The organism is Flavobacterium sp. GW823-FHT04A11 (genome assembly GCF_058796535.1).
Window position 1 is genome coordinate 3918264 of the sequence record NZ_CM179503.1, and the last position, 17048, is coordinate 3935311.

Below are 17048 nucleotides of genomic sequence, written 5' to 3' on the forward strand. Positions count from 1 at the left end.
GTTGTTATGAAAAAAATCGAAGACAAATCCGTTCATTTAGTTATCAGAAAGCACTTTTATAATCATAAGGCTGAACTTCGATTGGAAGACTGGAAAAATCATTTTGATTCGGGATACATCAATACGATAATTGCGATGACTTTAAATCATTTTATAAAAGAGAAGGAACTTATTATAAACGGTTATTTAATCACATCTAAAAGTATTTATCTGGTTTTTAAATCTGAAAGAAAAGCAATCGAGGAGCTTTTAAAGAAAATCGAATCTCATCTTTTTTTCCTATTGAAAAGACATCACCGAAAAGCAAAAACGAATAGTTATAAAAACGATTTCAGCAACGGCGAAGAGAATATTTTTCATCTTATTTATGAGCCGTTATTTACTTATAATCCCTTGAAAAATGATTATCTAATACAACTTATTACAGGAAAAAAAGTCGAACTGCCCTATCGCGATCGCGAGCTTGAATATTTAAAATCGGTAATTAAAAATAATCCGTTTTGTTCGGCAATAGATTATTCGGGCGCGCTGGGACCTGTAGATGTTGTCTTAATTGATAACTGAATAAAAAATATTAAAAACCAAATCCATACTAATTTAATGAAACAAAAAACTAAAAATGACTGCAACAGCAACTAACGATTTCACCGTATTTGGTATTGATATTTCGAGGTATCAGGGCGATGAAATCAATTTTCTAAACAAACAGGTTGATAAATTATCTTTTATAATCTGTAAAGCGACAGAAGGAATTACGTATACGGATTCCAGTTTTAAAACCAACTGGCCGGCGATTCAGGCAAAGGGATATGTTCGCGGTGCGTATCATTTTTATCATTGCAATGACGATCCTTCTAAACAGGTTGCGAATTATTTGGGCGTTATGGGCACTTTTTTGGCAACCGACTTTCCTCCTATTGTTGACTTTGAAGAAACCAGTATCGATTCTGGTGTTAATAAAGCCACTATTCAGCCGAATTTGTTGCAGTTCCTTACTTTATTAGAACAAAAAACGGGTCGAAAACCTCTTATTTATACCGATAATAATACAGCAAATGCTTATTTGACTGATCCTGCGTTTGCAGACTATAGTTTATGGATTGCCAATTATAACAGCACTTTAAAAATACCAAATGTGTGGAAAAACTGGACATTCTGGCAACAATCTCAAAGTTATAAACTAAATGGACAGCTTAATGATTACGATGTTTTTAATGGTGATGAGAATGCTTTTGCAAATTTTATTAAGGAAGTTAAGATGAATGAAAAGGAAGGTTGTTTAATTTAAAGAAGAATAAAATGAAAGAACATCACGAAAAAACATCCCAAAACAAAACAGAAGTAATTGCCGCAAATGTAAATAGCGAAAGTAGTGCTGTGCAGTTAAAAGACAATCGAGAAAGTTCTGTCATACAGCAAAAACTTTCTGAGAAATCTACAAATCAGGGATCGCGGTTTGCTCCTATTCAAAGAAAAAACAATACCGGTTTGCCCGATAATTTAAAATCAGGAATAGAAAATCTTTCCGGTCATACTATGGATGATGTAAAAGTGCATTACAACTCTGATAAACCAGCTCAACTCAACGCTCATGCGTATGCACAGGGAACAGATATTCATATTGCATCAGGACAGGAAAAACATTTAGCGCACGAAGCATGGCATGTTGTACAGCAAAAGCAAGGACGGGTAAAACCTACTTTGCAAATGAAAGGAAAGGTGAACGTAAATGATGATAAAGGTTTGGAGAAGGAAGCTGATGTTATGGGTGCGAAGGCGTTGCAAATGAAATCTGCTGAATCTAATTCAAATATAAAATCTGTTAGTTTTAATAATTCTGCTACATATCAGTTAATTGGAGGGGATCAGCAAGGTGTAAGAGATGATGGGAACAAGAATCCGACTGCTTATCAGGAAACAAATCCGGTTACTTTAAATGCAACAAAAGTCCATATGAAAACATGGGGTTCCGGAATGCCTACTTTAAAACAATTTCAAGATGCAACTTCTGTATTTTTTGCACTTCGCAGTTCAGATAAAGTACTGACGCAAATTGATGATTTATTGACAAAGTTCAATCAATCGACAATTACTGCGGCTACAAAAAAAGAACTTGCTCAGGAAATAAGAATTGCCTGTGAGTTTTGGCTCAAGAAGGTGAATAAAGTGTATACAGGCAAAAAGCCGACTGGTGCAGAAGGTCATACTGCAGATTTAGGCGGTGATACATTGAAGTTGAAAGGAGAAGAAGACCGAAGACCCGGAATTTTTAGTTTAGTTCTGGCATGTACGGCATGGTTAATCGAAAATGGTCATGAGTCTGGACTGGACCAAATTATAAACGGCCGAAAACTGGAAAATGGCGGCGTGACAGATGCCCATCACAATAAGGATGTACACATGTGGGACAACCGTGGAGGCAAAGGCCAAATCTTTCCAGAAATTGCCCATCGGGCTGATTGGAAAAATAGCAGGAAGATGAATGAAGATCAAGACTATGTTGTATTACAGAATGACGACCAAAAGCGTACTGCAAAACTTGTTTTTAGAGGTGGTGTGGCTTACAGATGGCAAGAAATTCTAAAACCGGATTCAGCATTTGGAGTCTATAATTCAGGAGGAGAAAAACATTTTGCAATGGATAAAAGAGGACGTATCTATACCGGAACACTGGGTGCGCTTTTCTTTCACTCCTCACTAGTTGGTTTTGCAGATGCTATATCGGCTGGTATGATGAGGGTTAATAATGGTCAGGTAGTTGCTATTTCAAATGATAGCGGTCATTACATTCCTAACGTAGAAGCCATGGTACGTGTACTGCGCCAATTACAGCGTTACGGTGTCAATGTTAGTGCTATACAGATGAATCGAACTCATGTACCTGGTTTGGTAGATAAAACATTTACCGGAGCCCAAATATTGGCTAGCGAACACTCAAAATGGCCTGATCAGTAGAATGGTGATAATAATGTCTTTTAAAATTTTATTAAATCCAGTAGTTTGAAACAAACAATGTAGTTATTCTATTTAAAGAGTAAAGATGATGCATCGAGAAAAAATATCCGAAAATAAAACACAATCGACTGCCGCAAATGCAAATCGCGACAACACTACTGTTCAGTTAAAGGATAATCGGGAAATTTCTGCCATACAGCAAAAACTTTCGGAAAAAACAACAACTCAAAAAACTTATTTTACTCCAATTCAAAAAAAAGCAAACAATACCGGTTTGCCCGATAATTTAAAATTAGGCATAGAAAATCTTTCAGGACATGCGATGGATGATGTCAAAGTACATTATAATTCTGATAAACCTGCTCAATTAAATGCTCATGCGTATGCTCAGGGAACAGATATTCATATTGCATCAGGGCAGGAAAAACATTTGGCGCATGAAGCCTGGCATGTTGTTCAGCAAAAACAAGGGCGCGTAAAACCTACTTTGCAAATGAAAGGAAAAGTGAATGTAAATGATGATAAAGGTTTAGAGAAAGAGGCTGATATTATGGGTGCGAAGGCTGTTAGTTTAAAAACAGCTCCCATGCAATATCACAAACCGGTTTCTTATTTGAATTCAGGTACTGTTAATCAGAATATTGTACAGGGATTCTGGAAAGAGCTGGCGGTTGCAGCTGCTGTTGGTGCCGGCGCTTTAGGCGGCGCTTATATTGGTGCGGCTTTGGCAACTGCTTATACGCTTTCTACGGTAGGAACTTATGGTGCTGTTGCTTTAGGCACACTGGCATTGGGCGGTGCTACTCACAAAGCGATTGATCTTGTTGAAGATATGCGCCCTCAAATTCATATTAAAAGACCTCCTGAAAAAAATCGGGATATTTCTTATTCAGACGGTTATAAAGAATTAAAAAAACATTTCGCTAATAATCCTAAAGTAAAATTTAATGATGCAAAACAAGAAATTTGGTCGTATTATAACCGGGTTCAATTTTTAGAACAGCTTAATCCCGATCTTATGATGTACTTGAATGTTATGCATCCTAAAAATATAGAGGAAAGCGATGCAATTTCAGATCCTTTTATTCGAAATTTTGTAAATCCGCATTTTCATAATAAAGAAATAAAGTCTCAAAATTCTTTAGCAAAAAAATCAAGAAAAAAAGTTGCCGCCGGATTTAGTTATGATAAGGCTGCTGCAAAAAAATACGAAGAACAAATTGCAGGAAAAGATACAAAAGCCGCCCTTATAAGCTTGTTGAATAATAATGCAGGTATTATTATTGGTGAATCTCACACACAATCTCACAGTAAAGCTTTGTTTTTGAGATATCTTAAAGATTTAAAAGCAGCTGGGGTAAATACTATTTATCTCGAACATATTAAAGCAGAATATCAGCCTATTATAGATGAATGGTATAAAAAAGGGCATTATAAACATCCATTTCCTAGAGAGGTTTTAAATGCAGCTGAAAATACAGACAAGTATCACCATCTTGATAATGAAAAAGACAATTACAATATTCTCCATGTTATTAAAGAAGCAACTTCACTCGGAATAAGGGTGGTTGGTATTGATAATCTCGCTGCTGCGACAAAAAGTGGTGAAGCCAGTAGTATGCGTACTATAAAAATGAATATTCTGGCAGAAGAAATTATTAAAAAAGACAGAAAAAACCGCATTGGAAAATATATTGCCATTGTTGGTAAAGCACATGCTACTTATGCTGAAAATAATGATGAAGCAATAAACGTTGCGACATTACCGGGAATGTCTCAACTTTTAAATATTCCGGCGGTTATATATGATAAGGATAAAAATATAATTACTATAGATACACAAAAATATCTTGAGCCTAAAAATACAAATTAATGTACTTCAAGAATGCTTAAATAGGAACAACATAAAACATTCAGCCGGCTCAAATAACGGACATAAGTTTAGCGGTAATTAATTAGAAGATAATCGCCTGACGGGGAAACAGGTGTTTAAAAAAACAGTATTAGAAAACTATAAAATGAAAATCGTATGAATACTTATACCGAAATTTCAAAAGAAAAAAACCTACAGGCTGCCGCAAACAGTTTAGCACAAAATAAAAATACAGCCCAATTGGTTGATAACCGTACTTCTTCTAAATCAATGATTACTAATAATACTTTAGTAAAACAGCTGAAATCATTTCAGGCAATTGCTGATTTTAATGCTGAAAAAACGATACAAAGGCATGAAGAAGAAACAGAACAAGAACCCGTGCATGAAAATGAAGAAATGGAACACGAAGCAGAAAGTGAACCGGTACAAATGATGCAAAAAAGTTCACTAAATACCACTTCATCCAACAGCAATGTTGTCCAGTTAGTTAATGGTATTACTTTTACCAAAGCACAAAGAGAAAAATTGCTTGCCCGAAATAAAGCCAGCAACGGTGGTTTTCATACCTGCACCCATTGCGGGTTCAGGCATGCTAAAGTCAATTATGCTACTTATCGAGGAAGAAGAATTGGTGATGGCGGTTTTCAGATAGATCATATTCTTCATGCTTCAAGAGGCGGCAGAAACCTGATCAGAAATGGCAGGGTCCTTTGCGGAACTTGTAATACTTCAAGAGGAAACAGACTACATGTAGGGAAAACCGGAAGAGCAAAATATCGCGGGTTGCATGGAAAAAGAGCGGCCAAAAATTATGCCCGAAAACCGCGATAATAAATCATTAGATATACAGAAATCGTTTTAAACTCACCTCTTAAGATTGTGTTTTAAACTCGTTTACGTTACTGCTTTTTAAAAAGGTTTCAAATTATAAAATGAAACCTATTACATCTTTTTCAAATCCTAATAACAATAAAATGGTTTTAATTTAGATGAAATTCAAAATGAATATTGGATTTCATCTAAATCATTCCAAACATATTTTGTTTTTATTAATTTGAAAATACTTCAAAATGCTGAAAAATTCATTTTCTTTAATATTCTTTTTGTGCTCTTTTTTGACATTTGCTCAAATAAAATCAAAAGACAGCACGGCGGCTTCTGCTCCTGTTAACATTGATTTTAATATCATGCCGTATGTTAATTACAATAGAACATTGGATTTTATGTTTGGGGCAATTCCAATGATGATGTTCAAAATGAACAAAGCTGATACCATTTCTCCCAAATCTTTATCTGGATTATCCGGCGTTTATACGACCAATAAATCTTATTTTATAAGCTTATTCAATAAATTTTATTTTAAGGAAGACAAATGGCGCGCACAATTGTTTTTTGTAACCGGCGATCAAAATTCCCAGTTTTATATGGATGACATCGAAGCGCCTGACTTTTATAATTACGGAACCAAAACAACGATTATAAACATGAGCCTTCAGCGGAAAATTATAAAAGCACTTTATTTGGGATTTGGTTATTCTTATTCGCATTACAACACAAAATATGAAGATGATATTCAACCCGCTTCAATCACTCATACAAATGGTTTACAGTTCATTACATTATACGATACGCGCGATGCTGTTTATTATCCAACCAAAGGAAATAAAATAAGAGTACGATGGATTACTTATCCGGAATGGCTGGGAAACGACGTTAGTGCAAACAAAATTTTGTCTGAATACAATAAATATTTTCCCATGCGGAATGGAACCGATGTTCTCGCCGCACGTCTTTCAGGCAAATTCGGATTGGGAAATATTGCTTTTGAACAGCAGGTAACGATTGGCGGAGAAGATATTCGGGGGTACTCTGAAGGGAAATATCGTGGTGACGGCCTAATGGCATTACAGGCCGAATATCGATATAATTTCAATAAAAAAATGGGATTAGTTGGCTTTGCCGGAGTTGCCACTATTTACGGATCTGATACTGCAGATTTTAATTGGAATTTATATCCAGGAGCCGGAGTTGGCTACCGTTATCGTGCTTTTAAAACCGAAAAATTTAATGTTGGTCTTGATGCCGCCGTGGGAAAAGGCGATTGGGGACTTTATTTTAGAATTGGAGAAGCTTTCTAAACTTTCAAAAAAGAATTACTAAAAATGGGAATTATATAACATTATTACAAAATTATATAAAATCATGATAAGTCATCAATCTACATTTATTGCCAATGAATCTGCTTCATAGTTTTTTCAGACTAGAAAATTTTATACCATAAATAGTTAACAGATTCAGGAAAATTGCAAAAAAATGACCAATCACAAAAGTTATGTCCCAAATTTTTGAAAGTTAAAAATACCTGCTTTCTGATTCTTTGAAAATATTGTCTGATAATCAACATTGAAATGTAAAGCTTGTTAGGAAACAAGTTTTTTATCATTAGTTTTTCGAAAAAATCATTATAACCTATAATACAAATAATGAAGAAACTAAACCAAATATTCGACTAATGAAGTATAAAACTATTTTGCAAATTGATGATGATTTTGATGATTGCGAATTTTTTCAGCAGGCTCTTGAAGCAGTTTCAAGTGCTTCGTACATAGCTTTGCACAATCCGGTAGAAGCTTTGCAGAAATTGACACGCAAAGAAATAAATCCTGATGTAATTTTTATGGATATTAATATGCCCATGATGACCGGTCTTGAGCTTTTAGGGGAAATCAAGAAAGACGACAGTATTAAAAATATACCGGTTATTTTGTTTTCAACAGGCCCCGCTCCTATTGCTTATCCTAAAACAGTTGGAGCAGAATATTATTTAACTAAGCCTAATAATTTTAACGAACTCAAGAATCTCTTAAAAGATATAGTTTAAAACCAATTTGTAGTTAACCAAGAAAATGGCGTTTTTAAGCGTCATTTTTTTATTTCTAAATTTATATCAGCGAAACCATGTGATCACAAGGAAAGTAAATGGTAATGGCAGTACCGTCGCCGGCGATACTTTCTGCACGGATAGTTCCGCCACAGGCCTGCATTATTTTTTTGCACAAAGCCAGCCCAACTCCTGAACCCGTATATTCTTTTTGTGCATGTAATCTGGTAAATATTTTAAAGATAGAAGTTGCATATTCCTGTTCAAAACCAATCCCGTTGTCCGTAAATTTAATCCAGTGGCAATAAACTTTTGTCGAAAGATGATAAGGTTCTGCCTCTTGCGAAGCTGTTACTTTAATAAAAGGCGCTCTTTCGGGAGAAGCATATTTTAATGAATTTTGCAAAATATTAGAAAACAACTGCTTCATCAAAAAGTGAATTCCATAAATTTCAGGCAGGTTTTCATATTCTATTTTTGCTCCGCTTTCATTAAATGCTTCTTTCATTTCATCGAGCGTTACCTCCATGATATGGTTTAAGTTAATTTTCTGAAGCGCATCTTTCGTATATTTAATACGGGTATATTTTAAAATATCTTCCAGCAAAATCTGCATTCTGTTGGCAGAATTAGAAACTCTGTTTAAGGAATCGTAAACGGCTTGCTGCGGAATATGTTCAATTTCCATTATTAATTTGGAAATAATAAGCTGAATTTTTCGCAAAGGTTCCTGCAAATCATGCGTACTGATCCAGTTGATGTTTTCCAGTTCTGAGTTGGTTTCTTTTAAAACTTCACTCTGACTGCGGTATTTTTCTTCTTCTTCACTTAACATCAGCAAAATAATCTGATTGTGAAGTGCATGTGCATAACTTGCGGCAGCATTTATTTCGGGATGAAGCCAAATATTACTTTGGTTTTTAACGATTTGCTTCCAAATATTAAACGAATTCCTTGGATGAAGTCCGTTTTCATCTTTGATAATTGCTTTTTCAGGATCTCCTCCCCAGTTTATTTCTGATATTGTTTCTGGTCTGTACCAGATAATATTACTGTCATTGCCCAGAGAATGGTAAATAATACCGGCCACATCTGAATTATTACTAAATTCCGGCAAATAATCTGCCAGTTTATTGGTTGTAAAAGTTCCCTCTTTTGTAAGACCGCTAATGTTTTTGCTAATTTCTTCAATCTGATCATCTGACGGAGTGATGCCATTTTTATATATTTTTCCGCCAACACAAATCGAAACACCGGTTGCATTACAAAGATTCAGTAACTCTGGATCGGCGCTAATTGTTGCAAATGATATTGGATTTAAAGGCAAATCCAAACCTGTTAAATGCTCTAAAGCCAAAGATGTTTTACGTGCAATCTGATATTCATCTGTAGATTGTCTTAAATCAATTTGCGAGCTAATAAATTGCCCCTGAAGTTTTGCCGCAAGCCTGATTTCCGGTGAGATATTTTTGGCAGAATAATGGTGAAATGCAATTAATCCCCAAAGTCGGCCGTGATGAATAAGCGAAATGGTAAGCGTTGCTCCCACTCCCATATTTTTAAGATATTCAACATGAATAGGCGACGTACTTCTTAAAATAGAAACACTTAAGTCCAGATTTTTATTTGCTGCATCGTCGATCGTAAAAATCGGAACGGGCTTATAATTAATATCTGCTATTAATCGAAGCTGATTTCTGATATACAATTCTCTGGCCTGAGCCGGAATATCGGTATGCGGATAATGCAATCCTAAAAAAGGTTCTAGATCTTCGCGACAATCTTCGGCATAAACTTCTCCATTATAATCGGCATCAAAACGATAAATCATAACACGGTCGTAACCTGTTATTTCGCGCGTTCTTTTTGCCACCAGTGCGCACAATTCCTGCAGCGTCTGTGTGCCGTTCATGCTGGTAATAAAGTGAATCATTTGCGTGTATAATTCAGCGATTCTTTCTTTAGTATCAAAATGCGGTTCTGCTTCCAGAATATAAATATCGTGGCTTTTGTGTATGCTTAACTGAAAAGCTTTTCCCAAAAGATCAATTTCAAGCGGAAATATTAATTGCGTATTATCGTCATTGATATAGTTGACAATTTTTTCTTTTGTGTCACCTCCAAAAACGGCACAAAAATCTTTTCCAAGTATTTCTTTATAATCAACTGCAATAAACCCTGCAACATTTTCTGTGCAATAATCTATTTTCCAGTTTTCAGTAACCCCAATTAAAAATCCATGAGGCTGAATACTTCCGGGAATATGTATGGGTTCGTGTTCGCAGTTGGTTAACGTAACAATATCCCTATTTACGATATCTTTAATTTTCATTTTTCAGTGTGCAGGAAATGGTCATGAATACAATCAAAGGCATAAACCGCGCCATTAATTATTTCATCTTCACAATTATTTTCATCTTCATATGTGGTCAGGAAATTCAGGAAATTTTTCCATTGGCTTCCTGTTTTATTACCGTATCCCGTAAAATACGAAACTCCTTTTCCGTTATCTAGTCCCGGAATTGTTTCTAAATTTTTCAAAATAAATCTTCCTCCCAAAGAAGAACCTTCAACAACATATAATATTCCAAGTGCAAATGGTATTGTTTGATTTTCGATATTAAAAACGGGAACTCCAACAGGTTTATTGTAATTTAAAAAAGAAAGATCTTCTTCAATTAAATGTTTTTTTTCTCTTTCTTTTAAATCGGGAATATTAGTTGAAAGCAACGGAAAAATGTTTTCTTCTACATCATTATGAACGTCGTACATTAATTTTAGATAATGTGCATAATCTTCCATTTTCATTTCCGGGGAAAGGATACAGGAAGAAACCGGCAAATTTTCCAGTCTTTTATGTGCCGAAGCTGTTTGAGTTTTAAGCGTATCTAAAAAATCTAATGATAAGGAAGAATTCAAATTTGGGTTCATTTTGTTGTCCTGATTTTCTTGAAAATACAAATATACTATTTTGATACAATTTTTTCCCAATATTTAGTGAACTTATATAATAGTTCTCTTGATTTTGATAACTATTTTTCAATAAAAAGAACAAAAAAGCGCTAAATCTATTCGTTTTAGCGCTTTCCTTATTGTCATAAAATGCTTTTCATTACCATCCTTTTACAGCTCCGCCTTTAAATTCACGAAGTGCAGCTTTCTCTACTTCAGCAGATTGAAAAGCTTTTAAAAATTGTTTTACTTTTTCCTGATTTTTATTGTCTTCCCTGCTTACCACAAGATTTACATATGGCGAATCTTTATCTTCAACAAACAAAGCGTCGTTTGCAGGAACTAATCCGGCCTGAGAAGCAAACGTATTGTTGATAATCGCAATCGTTACATTTTCATCATCCAAAGCTCTTGGCAATTGCGGTGCTTCCAGTTCCAGAATTTTCAGATTTTTAGGATTCTCAGTAATGTCTGTCACTTTTGGCAATAAACCCACGCCGTCGCGAAGTTTCAATAAACCATTTTTCTGCAAAAGCAATAACGAACGTCCACCGTTTGTTGGATCATTCGGAATAATAATCGTGCTTTCGTTTTTAAGCTCTGAAAGATTTTTAATTTTCTTTGAATATGCCGCAATCGGGTAAATGAATGTTTTTCCGATAATCGCTAATTTGTACCCTCTTTGTTTTGATTGTTCGTCCAGATAAGGTTTGTGCTGAAAAGCATTTGCATCAATATCTCCCTGACTTAAAGCTTCGTTTGGAATCACATAATCATTAAATGAAACCAATTCTACTTCAAGACCGTACTTTTCTTTGGCTACTTTTTGTGCCGCTTGTGCCACTGCATATTCCGGTCCGGTTGCAACGCCTACTTTTATAAAATGCGGATCGTCGTTTTTGGCTTTGCCACAATTAGCTAATGAAAGTGTCAAGGTTAAAATTCCGATTGTTTTTAAGAAATTATTTTTAGTAATCATGTTTTTAATTTTATAATTTATATTATCTGTTGTCTAAAATTTAACCGCAAAGTTCGCAAAGGTTTTTCGCAAAGTGCGCTAAGAATTTATTTTGTTTGTGTGGATTTACCACAGAGAACACAAAGGTTTTCGCAGAGTTCACAGAGTTTTCTCAAAGCTTTGCGAACTTATCTTTTTCACAAAACTTAGCGTATTCAAAAAAAACTTTGCGCACTTTGCGGTAAAATCTCAAAGTATTATCTATGATCAAATCGTTTTGATAATGTATCGCCCGCAAACTGAATCAGGAATACCAAAATAACAAGCAAAGCCAAAACGGAGTTCATTGTCACGGCATCATAACCAATATATCCGTATTGATACCCCACTTGTCCTAAACCGCCTGCACCAACTGCTCCGCCCATTGCAGAATAACCTACAAGGGTAATTAAAGTAATAGATGCTGCGTTTATTAACGATGGCAACGCTTCCGGAAGCAATACTTTGTATACAATTTGAAAAGGCGTTGCACCCAAGGCTCTTGCTGCTTCTATAAGTCCTGAAGGCAAACCCAGTAAACTGTTTTCTACAAGTCGTGCGATAAAAGGTGCTGCGCCAATACTTAACGGAACTAATGCTGCGCTTACGCCAATAGAAGTTCCTACAAGTGCTCTGGTAAACGGAATCATCCAGACGATTAAAATGATAAATGGAATAGAACGGAAAATATTAACCAAAACAGATAAAGTTCTGTTTAAAACGGGCTGTTCTAATATTTGATTTTTTCGGGTAAGGAAAAGTAAAATTCCTGTTGGAAGTCCTAAAGCAAAACCAAAAAAGCCCGACACAAATGTCATCACGATGGTTTCCCAGGTTCCGTTTAATAATAATTTAATAATGGATTCAGACATAACCTATGATTTCTGTTTTAATATGTTTGGAAATAAAATATTCGATTGCGGCTTGGTAATTTTCACGTTTTCCGGATAATTCGATCAACATAACGCCAAAATTAACTTCTCCCGCCTGATCCATTTGGGCAGAAATAATTTTGAAATCGGTATCGAATAATCTTGAAACTTCTGAAATAACAGGTTCATTTACTGATTTTCCGGTCATTTCAAGTCTTAATAACGGGTTTAAAGTTCCGTTATCTTCTTTTTGCAATTTATCCTGATAAACCGAAGGAACGTCAAGATGCAAAGACGAAGCAATAAATTCTTTTGTCAGTTCGTGTTTCGGATCGGCAAAAATTTCGCCTACACTTCCCTGCTCTATTAATTCTCCGTGACTGATTACGGCAACCTCATCGCAAATTGATTTTACGACTTCCATCTGGTGTGTAATTAGCAAAACAGTAATATTTAAACGACGGTTAATGTCTTTCAATAATTCAAGTATAGATCTTGTCGTTGCCGGATCCAGTGCGCTTGTAGCTTCATCGCACAAAAGTACTTTTGGGTTGTTTGCCAAAGTTCTTGCAATGGCAACTCTTTGTTTTTGTCCTCCGGAAAGACTTGCAGGATAATCATTTGCTTTTTCTCTTAAACCTACCAATTGCAGCAATTCGAGAACGCGGATTTCTATTTCTGATTTTGATTTTCCGACTAATTCTAATGGAAAAGCGACATTTTCAAAAACAGTACGCGATGAAAGCAAATTGAAATGCTGAAATATCATTCCGATCTGTCTTCTTTCAATAGCCAGCTGAGCATTTGACACCTGCATCAGGGATTTTCCGTCTACGATAATTTCTCCGGAAGTTGGTCTTTCCAATAAATTGACACATCGTATTAAGGTGCTTTTTCCTGCTCCCGAAGTACCAATTACTCCAAATATTTTTCCGGGCGGAACTTTAAGTGAAACATTAGATAAAGCAGTTACAACCCTGTTTTTCTGATGAAACGTTTTGGTAACATTTTTTAATTCAATCATTATTTTAATTCAAATTAATTTGCATTGTTGTTTAACCGCAGAGAACGCTAAGATTTTATCTCACATTATGTTTAGAAAACACAAAGTTCGCTAAGCTTTGTCAATACAAAGCTTTGTGAACTTTGTATTTATGTAAGCACTGCTTAATTTAAAAAAACTTTGCGTTCTCCGCGGTAAAAATCATTATCATCTAACCACAGAGAACGCTAAGATTTTATTTAACAGTAGGTTGAGAAAACACAAAGTTCACTAAGCTAATTAAACACAAAGCTTTGCGAACTTTGTGTTTATGTAAAACTGCTTAATTTAAAAAACTTAGCGTGCTTTGCGGTAAAATCTTTATTCTTTAAAGCAAAAAAACCTTTCGACGACTGGAAAGGCTTTCTTAATAATCATGTTATTTTTCTTTATATAAAGCCAGATATTTTATTGCATTACAACGCCACAGCACATCATCATGCTGCTATTATAATACTTCATATTCTGGATCTTGTTTTTCATTGCTGCGGCAAATTTAAAGAGTTAATTTGAATTAAAATGCATAAAAACTCAAAACTTTTTAAACCCTATCAATATAATAGACTAATTAAGCAAAAGAGTAGTTTTTGCTAATTATTTAACAAAATAATTTTAAGGTTTACAATATAATTATTGGTTACAGTTTAATTGCAATACGTTGGCGCCTAAAGGCTGCTCGAGTTTGCGTTCTAATTTTTCGGTATGGGTTGTAATATAGATTTCCATCGAACCGGTTCCTACTTTTAAGCCGAGAATATGTCCGCCGTAAGCGTTAAATTTATCATCGGTTGCTATGCCGTGAATATGAAGCGATGGTTTTCCTTCTTTCCAGGCAATTGAACCGGTTAAATTTCCCATTTCGACTTTATTGAAAGTTTTGGGATTGAATTTCTTGGCATCAAAATCATAAAAACCAAAAGTTGCCTCGCTCGCAAAACCAATTCCGGTAAAGTTTGCCGAAGGAATTTGTTTTTCCTTTGCCAAATTTTCAATGTGGACCAGAACGTCATCGCCTTCTCTTAAAACCATCAAATAACCGTAAGCTGTTTTGATATAACGGCATTTTTCGGTGTTTACTTTTTCTTGTGCGTGTGCTGTAATAAGTGCCATACTACATAGTATTGTGAATATTATTTTTTTAACTTCTATCTTCATTTTATATAATTTAAGTGGATCAATTTGCAGATTTATAATAGTTTGTCAAAATGAATTGGTAAATCGTTGATGCGTTTTCCTGTGGCATGAAAGATGGCATTTGCAATTGCGGGAGGCATTCCCACAATACCAATTTCGCCTACTCCTTTTACACCCAGATCATTTACAACATGGTCTTTTTCTTCCACAAAAATAACTTCTAAATCATGAATATCGGCTTGAACGGGAATATGATATTCGGCTAAATTAGCGTTCATGTATTTTCCAAATTGATGATCCAGAATGGCTTCTTCGTGTAGTGCTTTACTGATTCCCCAAATCATTCCGCCCAAAATCTGGCTTTCGGCTGTTTTCGGATTTATAATTTTTCCGGCTGCAACTGCTGTTACCGCTCTTTTGACTTGTATTATTCCTAATTCCTCATCGACTTCAACCTCAACAAAAACAGCACTGTGCGCGGCTCTGGCCTTATTTCTGTGTTTCAACGGATTGGGCATTGCGGTATTGGTCGTTTTAATTTCCAGATTACTGTTTGCTTCAAAAATCTCTTGAAGGCTAATTTTAACATCCAGATTATTTTTAAGCTGTAAAAAACCATCACTAAAAAGAATATCGTCAAATCTGGCTTCACTTAAAACAGAATTATCCATGTATTTTGCTTTTGTAAACAGCTTTTCGTTCAAAGCTTTACAAGCCGCTTTTACTGCCGGACCAACAGTTGCAACGGTAAATGAACCGCCTTGTATGGGCGCAAAAGGCATTTTACTATCGGCATAAGAAAAGGTAATATCCTCAATAGGAAGTCCTAATTCGTCTGCGGCAATTTGAGTCATGACGGTCAAAGTTCCGGTACCAATATCGGTTACGGCACTTTTGATTTCTACTTTTCCATCGCTTTTCATAATGGCCTGGGCTCGCGCGAGAATTCTGTTGGCTTCCCAAATTCCGGTTGCCATTCCGTAACCCACTAATTTGTTGCCGCGTTTCATGCTTCGGGTTTCCGGACTTCTTTGGCTCCAGCCAAATTTTTCGGCTCCTTTCAGATAACATTCTCTCAGTTCTTTACTGGAATATTCCTTGTCGGTGCTTTTATCAATGTCCGAGTAATTGATTAAACGCAATTCAAGCGGATCTATTTTTAATTTATACGCCAGTTCATCCATTGTGATTTCGATCGCATGCATTCCGGTACTTCCACCAGGCGCACGCATATCAAGCGGCGAATACACATCTAACGGAACTAATTTATGTTCTAATAAAGTATTTTCGGCAGGATAAATCATATTGGCCCAGTTGACGACTGTTTCTACATAGTCTTCAAATTGCGAGGTTTCGCCAATTGCGTTGTGATAGATTGCATTTACTTTTCCGTTTTCATCGGCACCAAATTTAGTCACCTGTAAAGTTGGCGGTCTGTGACCGAAAGTAAACATTTGCGCACGGTCTAAAGTCACGCGAACATTTCGTTTTAATTGAAGTGACGCCATAACAGCCATAAAAAGCTGGTATTGCGGACGAAGCCCTGAACCAAAAGCGCCGCCAACAAAGGGCGCTATCACCTGAACGTTTTTCATTTTTAAACCAAAAACATTCGCGACATACATTTGAGAATTGATCGTGCCTTGCGTTTTATCGTATATTTTTAATTTGTTTTTGCCTTCGTATAAAACAGTTGTTGCAAACATTTCCATCGGGTTATGATGTTCTGTTCCGTGGTAAAATTCGCCTGAACTCTGAACAAACGAATTTTGCCAGGCTTCTTCAAAATTTCCTGTTGGTTTTGGCGGAGGCGGTTTTAGCATCGACGCCAGACCTTTTTTGGGTTTTCTGGCTTTGCTAATATTTGCTTTTAGATCTGTTTCGAATTCTTCTTCTGCGTAAGCTAATTTTACTTTGGTTGCGGCATATCTCGCCATTTCAAAAGTTTCGGCTACTACTAATGCAATGGGCTGGCCGTTGTATTTTATTTCATTGTCTTTTAATGGTTTAAAAACCGTTCCGGGCGGCGCGTCCATATCGGCATATTGAAAATCAAACCAGGCAGTTGATGGTCGGTTTTCATGTGTAAAAACTTCAATTACGCCTTCTAATGCTTTTGCATCTGAAGTATCAATGGCCTTAATTTTACCTTTGGTTATCGTGCTGTTTACGACATAACCGTACAATAAATCCTGTGCCTGATATTCTCCGGCATATTTTGCGGTTCCGGTTACTTTCAAATGACCTTCTAAACGGCTTATTGGTTTTCCTATGGAGGGTAATTTTGTCATTTTTTGCGTTTTTAATTAACTTATGTACTAATTTTTAACACATAGAAA

14 protein-coding genes are annotated in these 17048 nt (G+C 35.7%); 7 read left to right on the plus strand and 7 right to left on the minus strand.

What is annotated here, in order from left to right; all coding sequences use genetic code 11:
* Positions 1-6 precede the first annotated feature (6 nt).
* The 7 genes from AC3QL1_RS17090 (at position 7) to AC3QL1_RS17120 (ending at position 7712) form a co-directional block, all read left to right on the plus strand.
* Positions 7-564, plus strand: a complete 558-nt coding sequence (locus AC3QL1_RS17090; protein WP_492493263.1) for a hypothetical protein — start codon at positions 7-9, stop codon at positions 562-564.
* 55 nt (positions 565-619) lie between these two features.
* Positions 620-1288 carry a GH25 family lysozyme gene (locus AC3QL1_RS17095; protein ID WP_492493264.1) on the plus strand — a complete coding sequence of 223 codons (669 nt, stop codon included), beginning with the start codon at positions 620-622 and terminating at the stop codon, positions 1286-1288.
* 11 nt (positions 1289-1299) lie between these two features.
* Complete coding sequence (locus tag AC3QL1_RS17100; RefSeq protein WP_492493266.1) at positions 1300-2955, plus strand: eCIS core domain-containing protein; 1656 nt, start codon at positions 1300-1302, stop codon at positions 2953-2955.
* 85 nt (positions 2956-3040) lie between these two features.
* On the plus strand, positions 3041-4828 hold the full coding sequence (locus AC3QL1_RS17105) for an eCIS core domain-containing protein (RefSeq protein ID WP_492493268.1): 1788 nt from the start codon (positions 3041-3043) through the stop codon (positions 4826-4828).
* Between the two features lie 156 nt (positions 4829-4984).
* Positions 4985-5662, plus strand: coding sequence for an HNH endonuclease (locus AC3QL1_RS17110; protein ID WP_492493270.1), 678 nt, complete (start codon positions 4985-4987; stop codon positions 5660-5662).
* A 239-nt stretch (positions 5663-5901) separates the two neighbouring features.
* Positions 5902-6969 (plus strand): BamA/TamA family outer membrane protein, encoded by a 1068-nt coding sequence (locus AC3QL1_RS17115; RefSeq protein ID WP_492493272.1) that lies wholly within the window; start codon positions 5902-5904, stop codon positions 6967-6969.
* Between the two features lie 374 nt (positions 6970-7343).
* Positions 7344-7712 carry a response regulator gene (locus AC3QL1_RS17120; RefSeq protein ID WP_492493274.1) on the plus strand — a complete coding sequence of 123 codons (369 nt, stop codon included), beginning with the start codon at positions 7344-7346 and terminating at the stop codon, positions 7710-7712.
* Positions 7713-7773: 61 nt separating this feature from the next.
* On the opposite strand, the gene AC3QL1_RS17125 is transcribed toward AC3QL1_RS17120, so the two are convergent.
* The 7 genes from AC3QL1_RS17125 to AC3QL1_RS17155 all read right to left on the minus strand — a co-directional run bounded on the left by AC3QL1_RS17125 (position 7774) and on the right by AC3QL1_RS17155 (position 17000).
* Positions 7774-10044, minus strand: a complete 2271-nt coding sequence (locus tag AC3QL1_RS17125; protein WP_492493275.1) for an ATP-binding protein — start codon at positions 10042-10044, stop codon at positions 7774-7776.
* Positions 10041-10673: a biliverdin-producing heme oxygenase gene (locus tag AC3QL1_RS17130; protein ID WP_492493277.1), complete on the minus strand. Its 633-nt coding sequence runs from the start codon at positions 10671-10673 to the stop codon at positions 10041-10043. Before AC3QL1_RS17130 ends, AC3QL1_RS17125 begins: the two co-directional genes overlap by 4 nt.
* A 151-nt stretch (positions 10674-10824) precedes the next feature.
* Positions 10825-11643 carry a methionine ABC transporter substrate-binding lipoprotein MetQ gene (gene metQ / locus AC3QL1_RS17135; RefSeq protein ID WP_492493279.1) on the minus strand — a complete coding sequence of 273 codons (819 nt, stop codon included), beginning with the start codon at positions 11641-11643 and terminating at the stop codon, positions 10825-10827.
* Positions 11644-11879: 236 nt separating this feature from the next.
* Positions 11880-12533: a methionine ABC transporter permease MetI gene (locus AC3QL1_RS17140; protein ID WP_492493281.1), complete on the minus strand. Its 654-nt coding sequence runs from the start codon at positions 12531-12533 to the stop codon at positions 11880-11882.
* Positions 12526-13557, minus strand: a complete 1032-nt coding sequence (gene metN / locus AC3QL1_RS17145) for a methionine ABC transporter ATP-binding protein MetN (RefSeq protein WP_492493282.1) — start codon at positions 13555-13557, stop codon at positions 12526-12528. The genes AC3QL1_RS17140 and metN overlap by 8 nt, the downstream gene beginning before the upstream one ends.
* A 648-nt stretch (positions 13558-14205) precedes the next feature.
* Positions 14206-14730, minus strand: a complete 525-nt coding sequence (locus tag AC3QL1_RS17150) for a PPC domain-containing DNA-binding protein (RefSeq protein ID WP_492493283.1) — start codon at positions 14728-14730, stop codon at positions 14206-14208.
* Positions 14731-14762: 32 nt separating this feature from the next.
* On the minus strand, positions 14763-17000 hold the full coding sequence (locus tag AC3QL1_RS17155) for a xanthine dehydrogenase family protein molybdopterin-binding subunit (RefSeq protein WP_492493285.1): 2238 nt from the start codon (positions 16998-17000) through the stop codon (positions 14763-14765).
* Between the last annotated feature and the right edge of the window lie 48 nt (positions 17001-17048).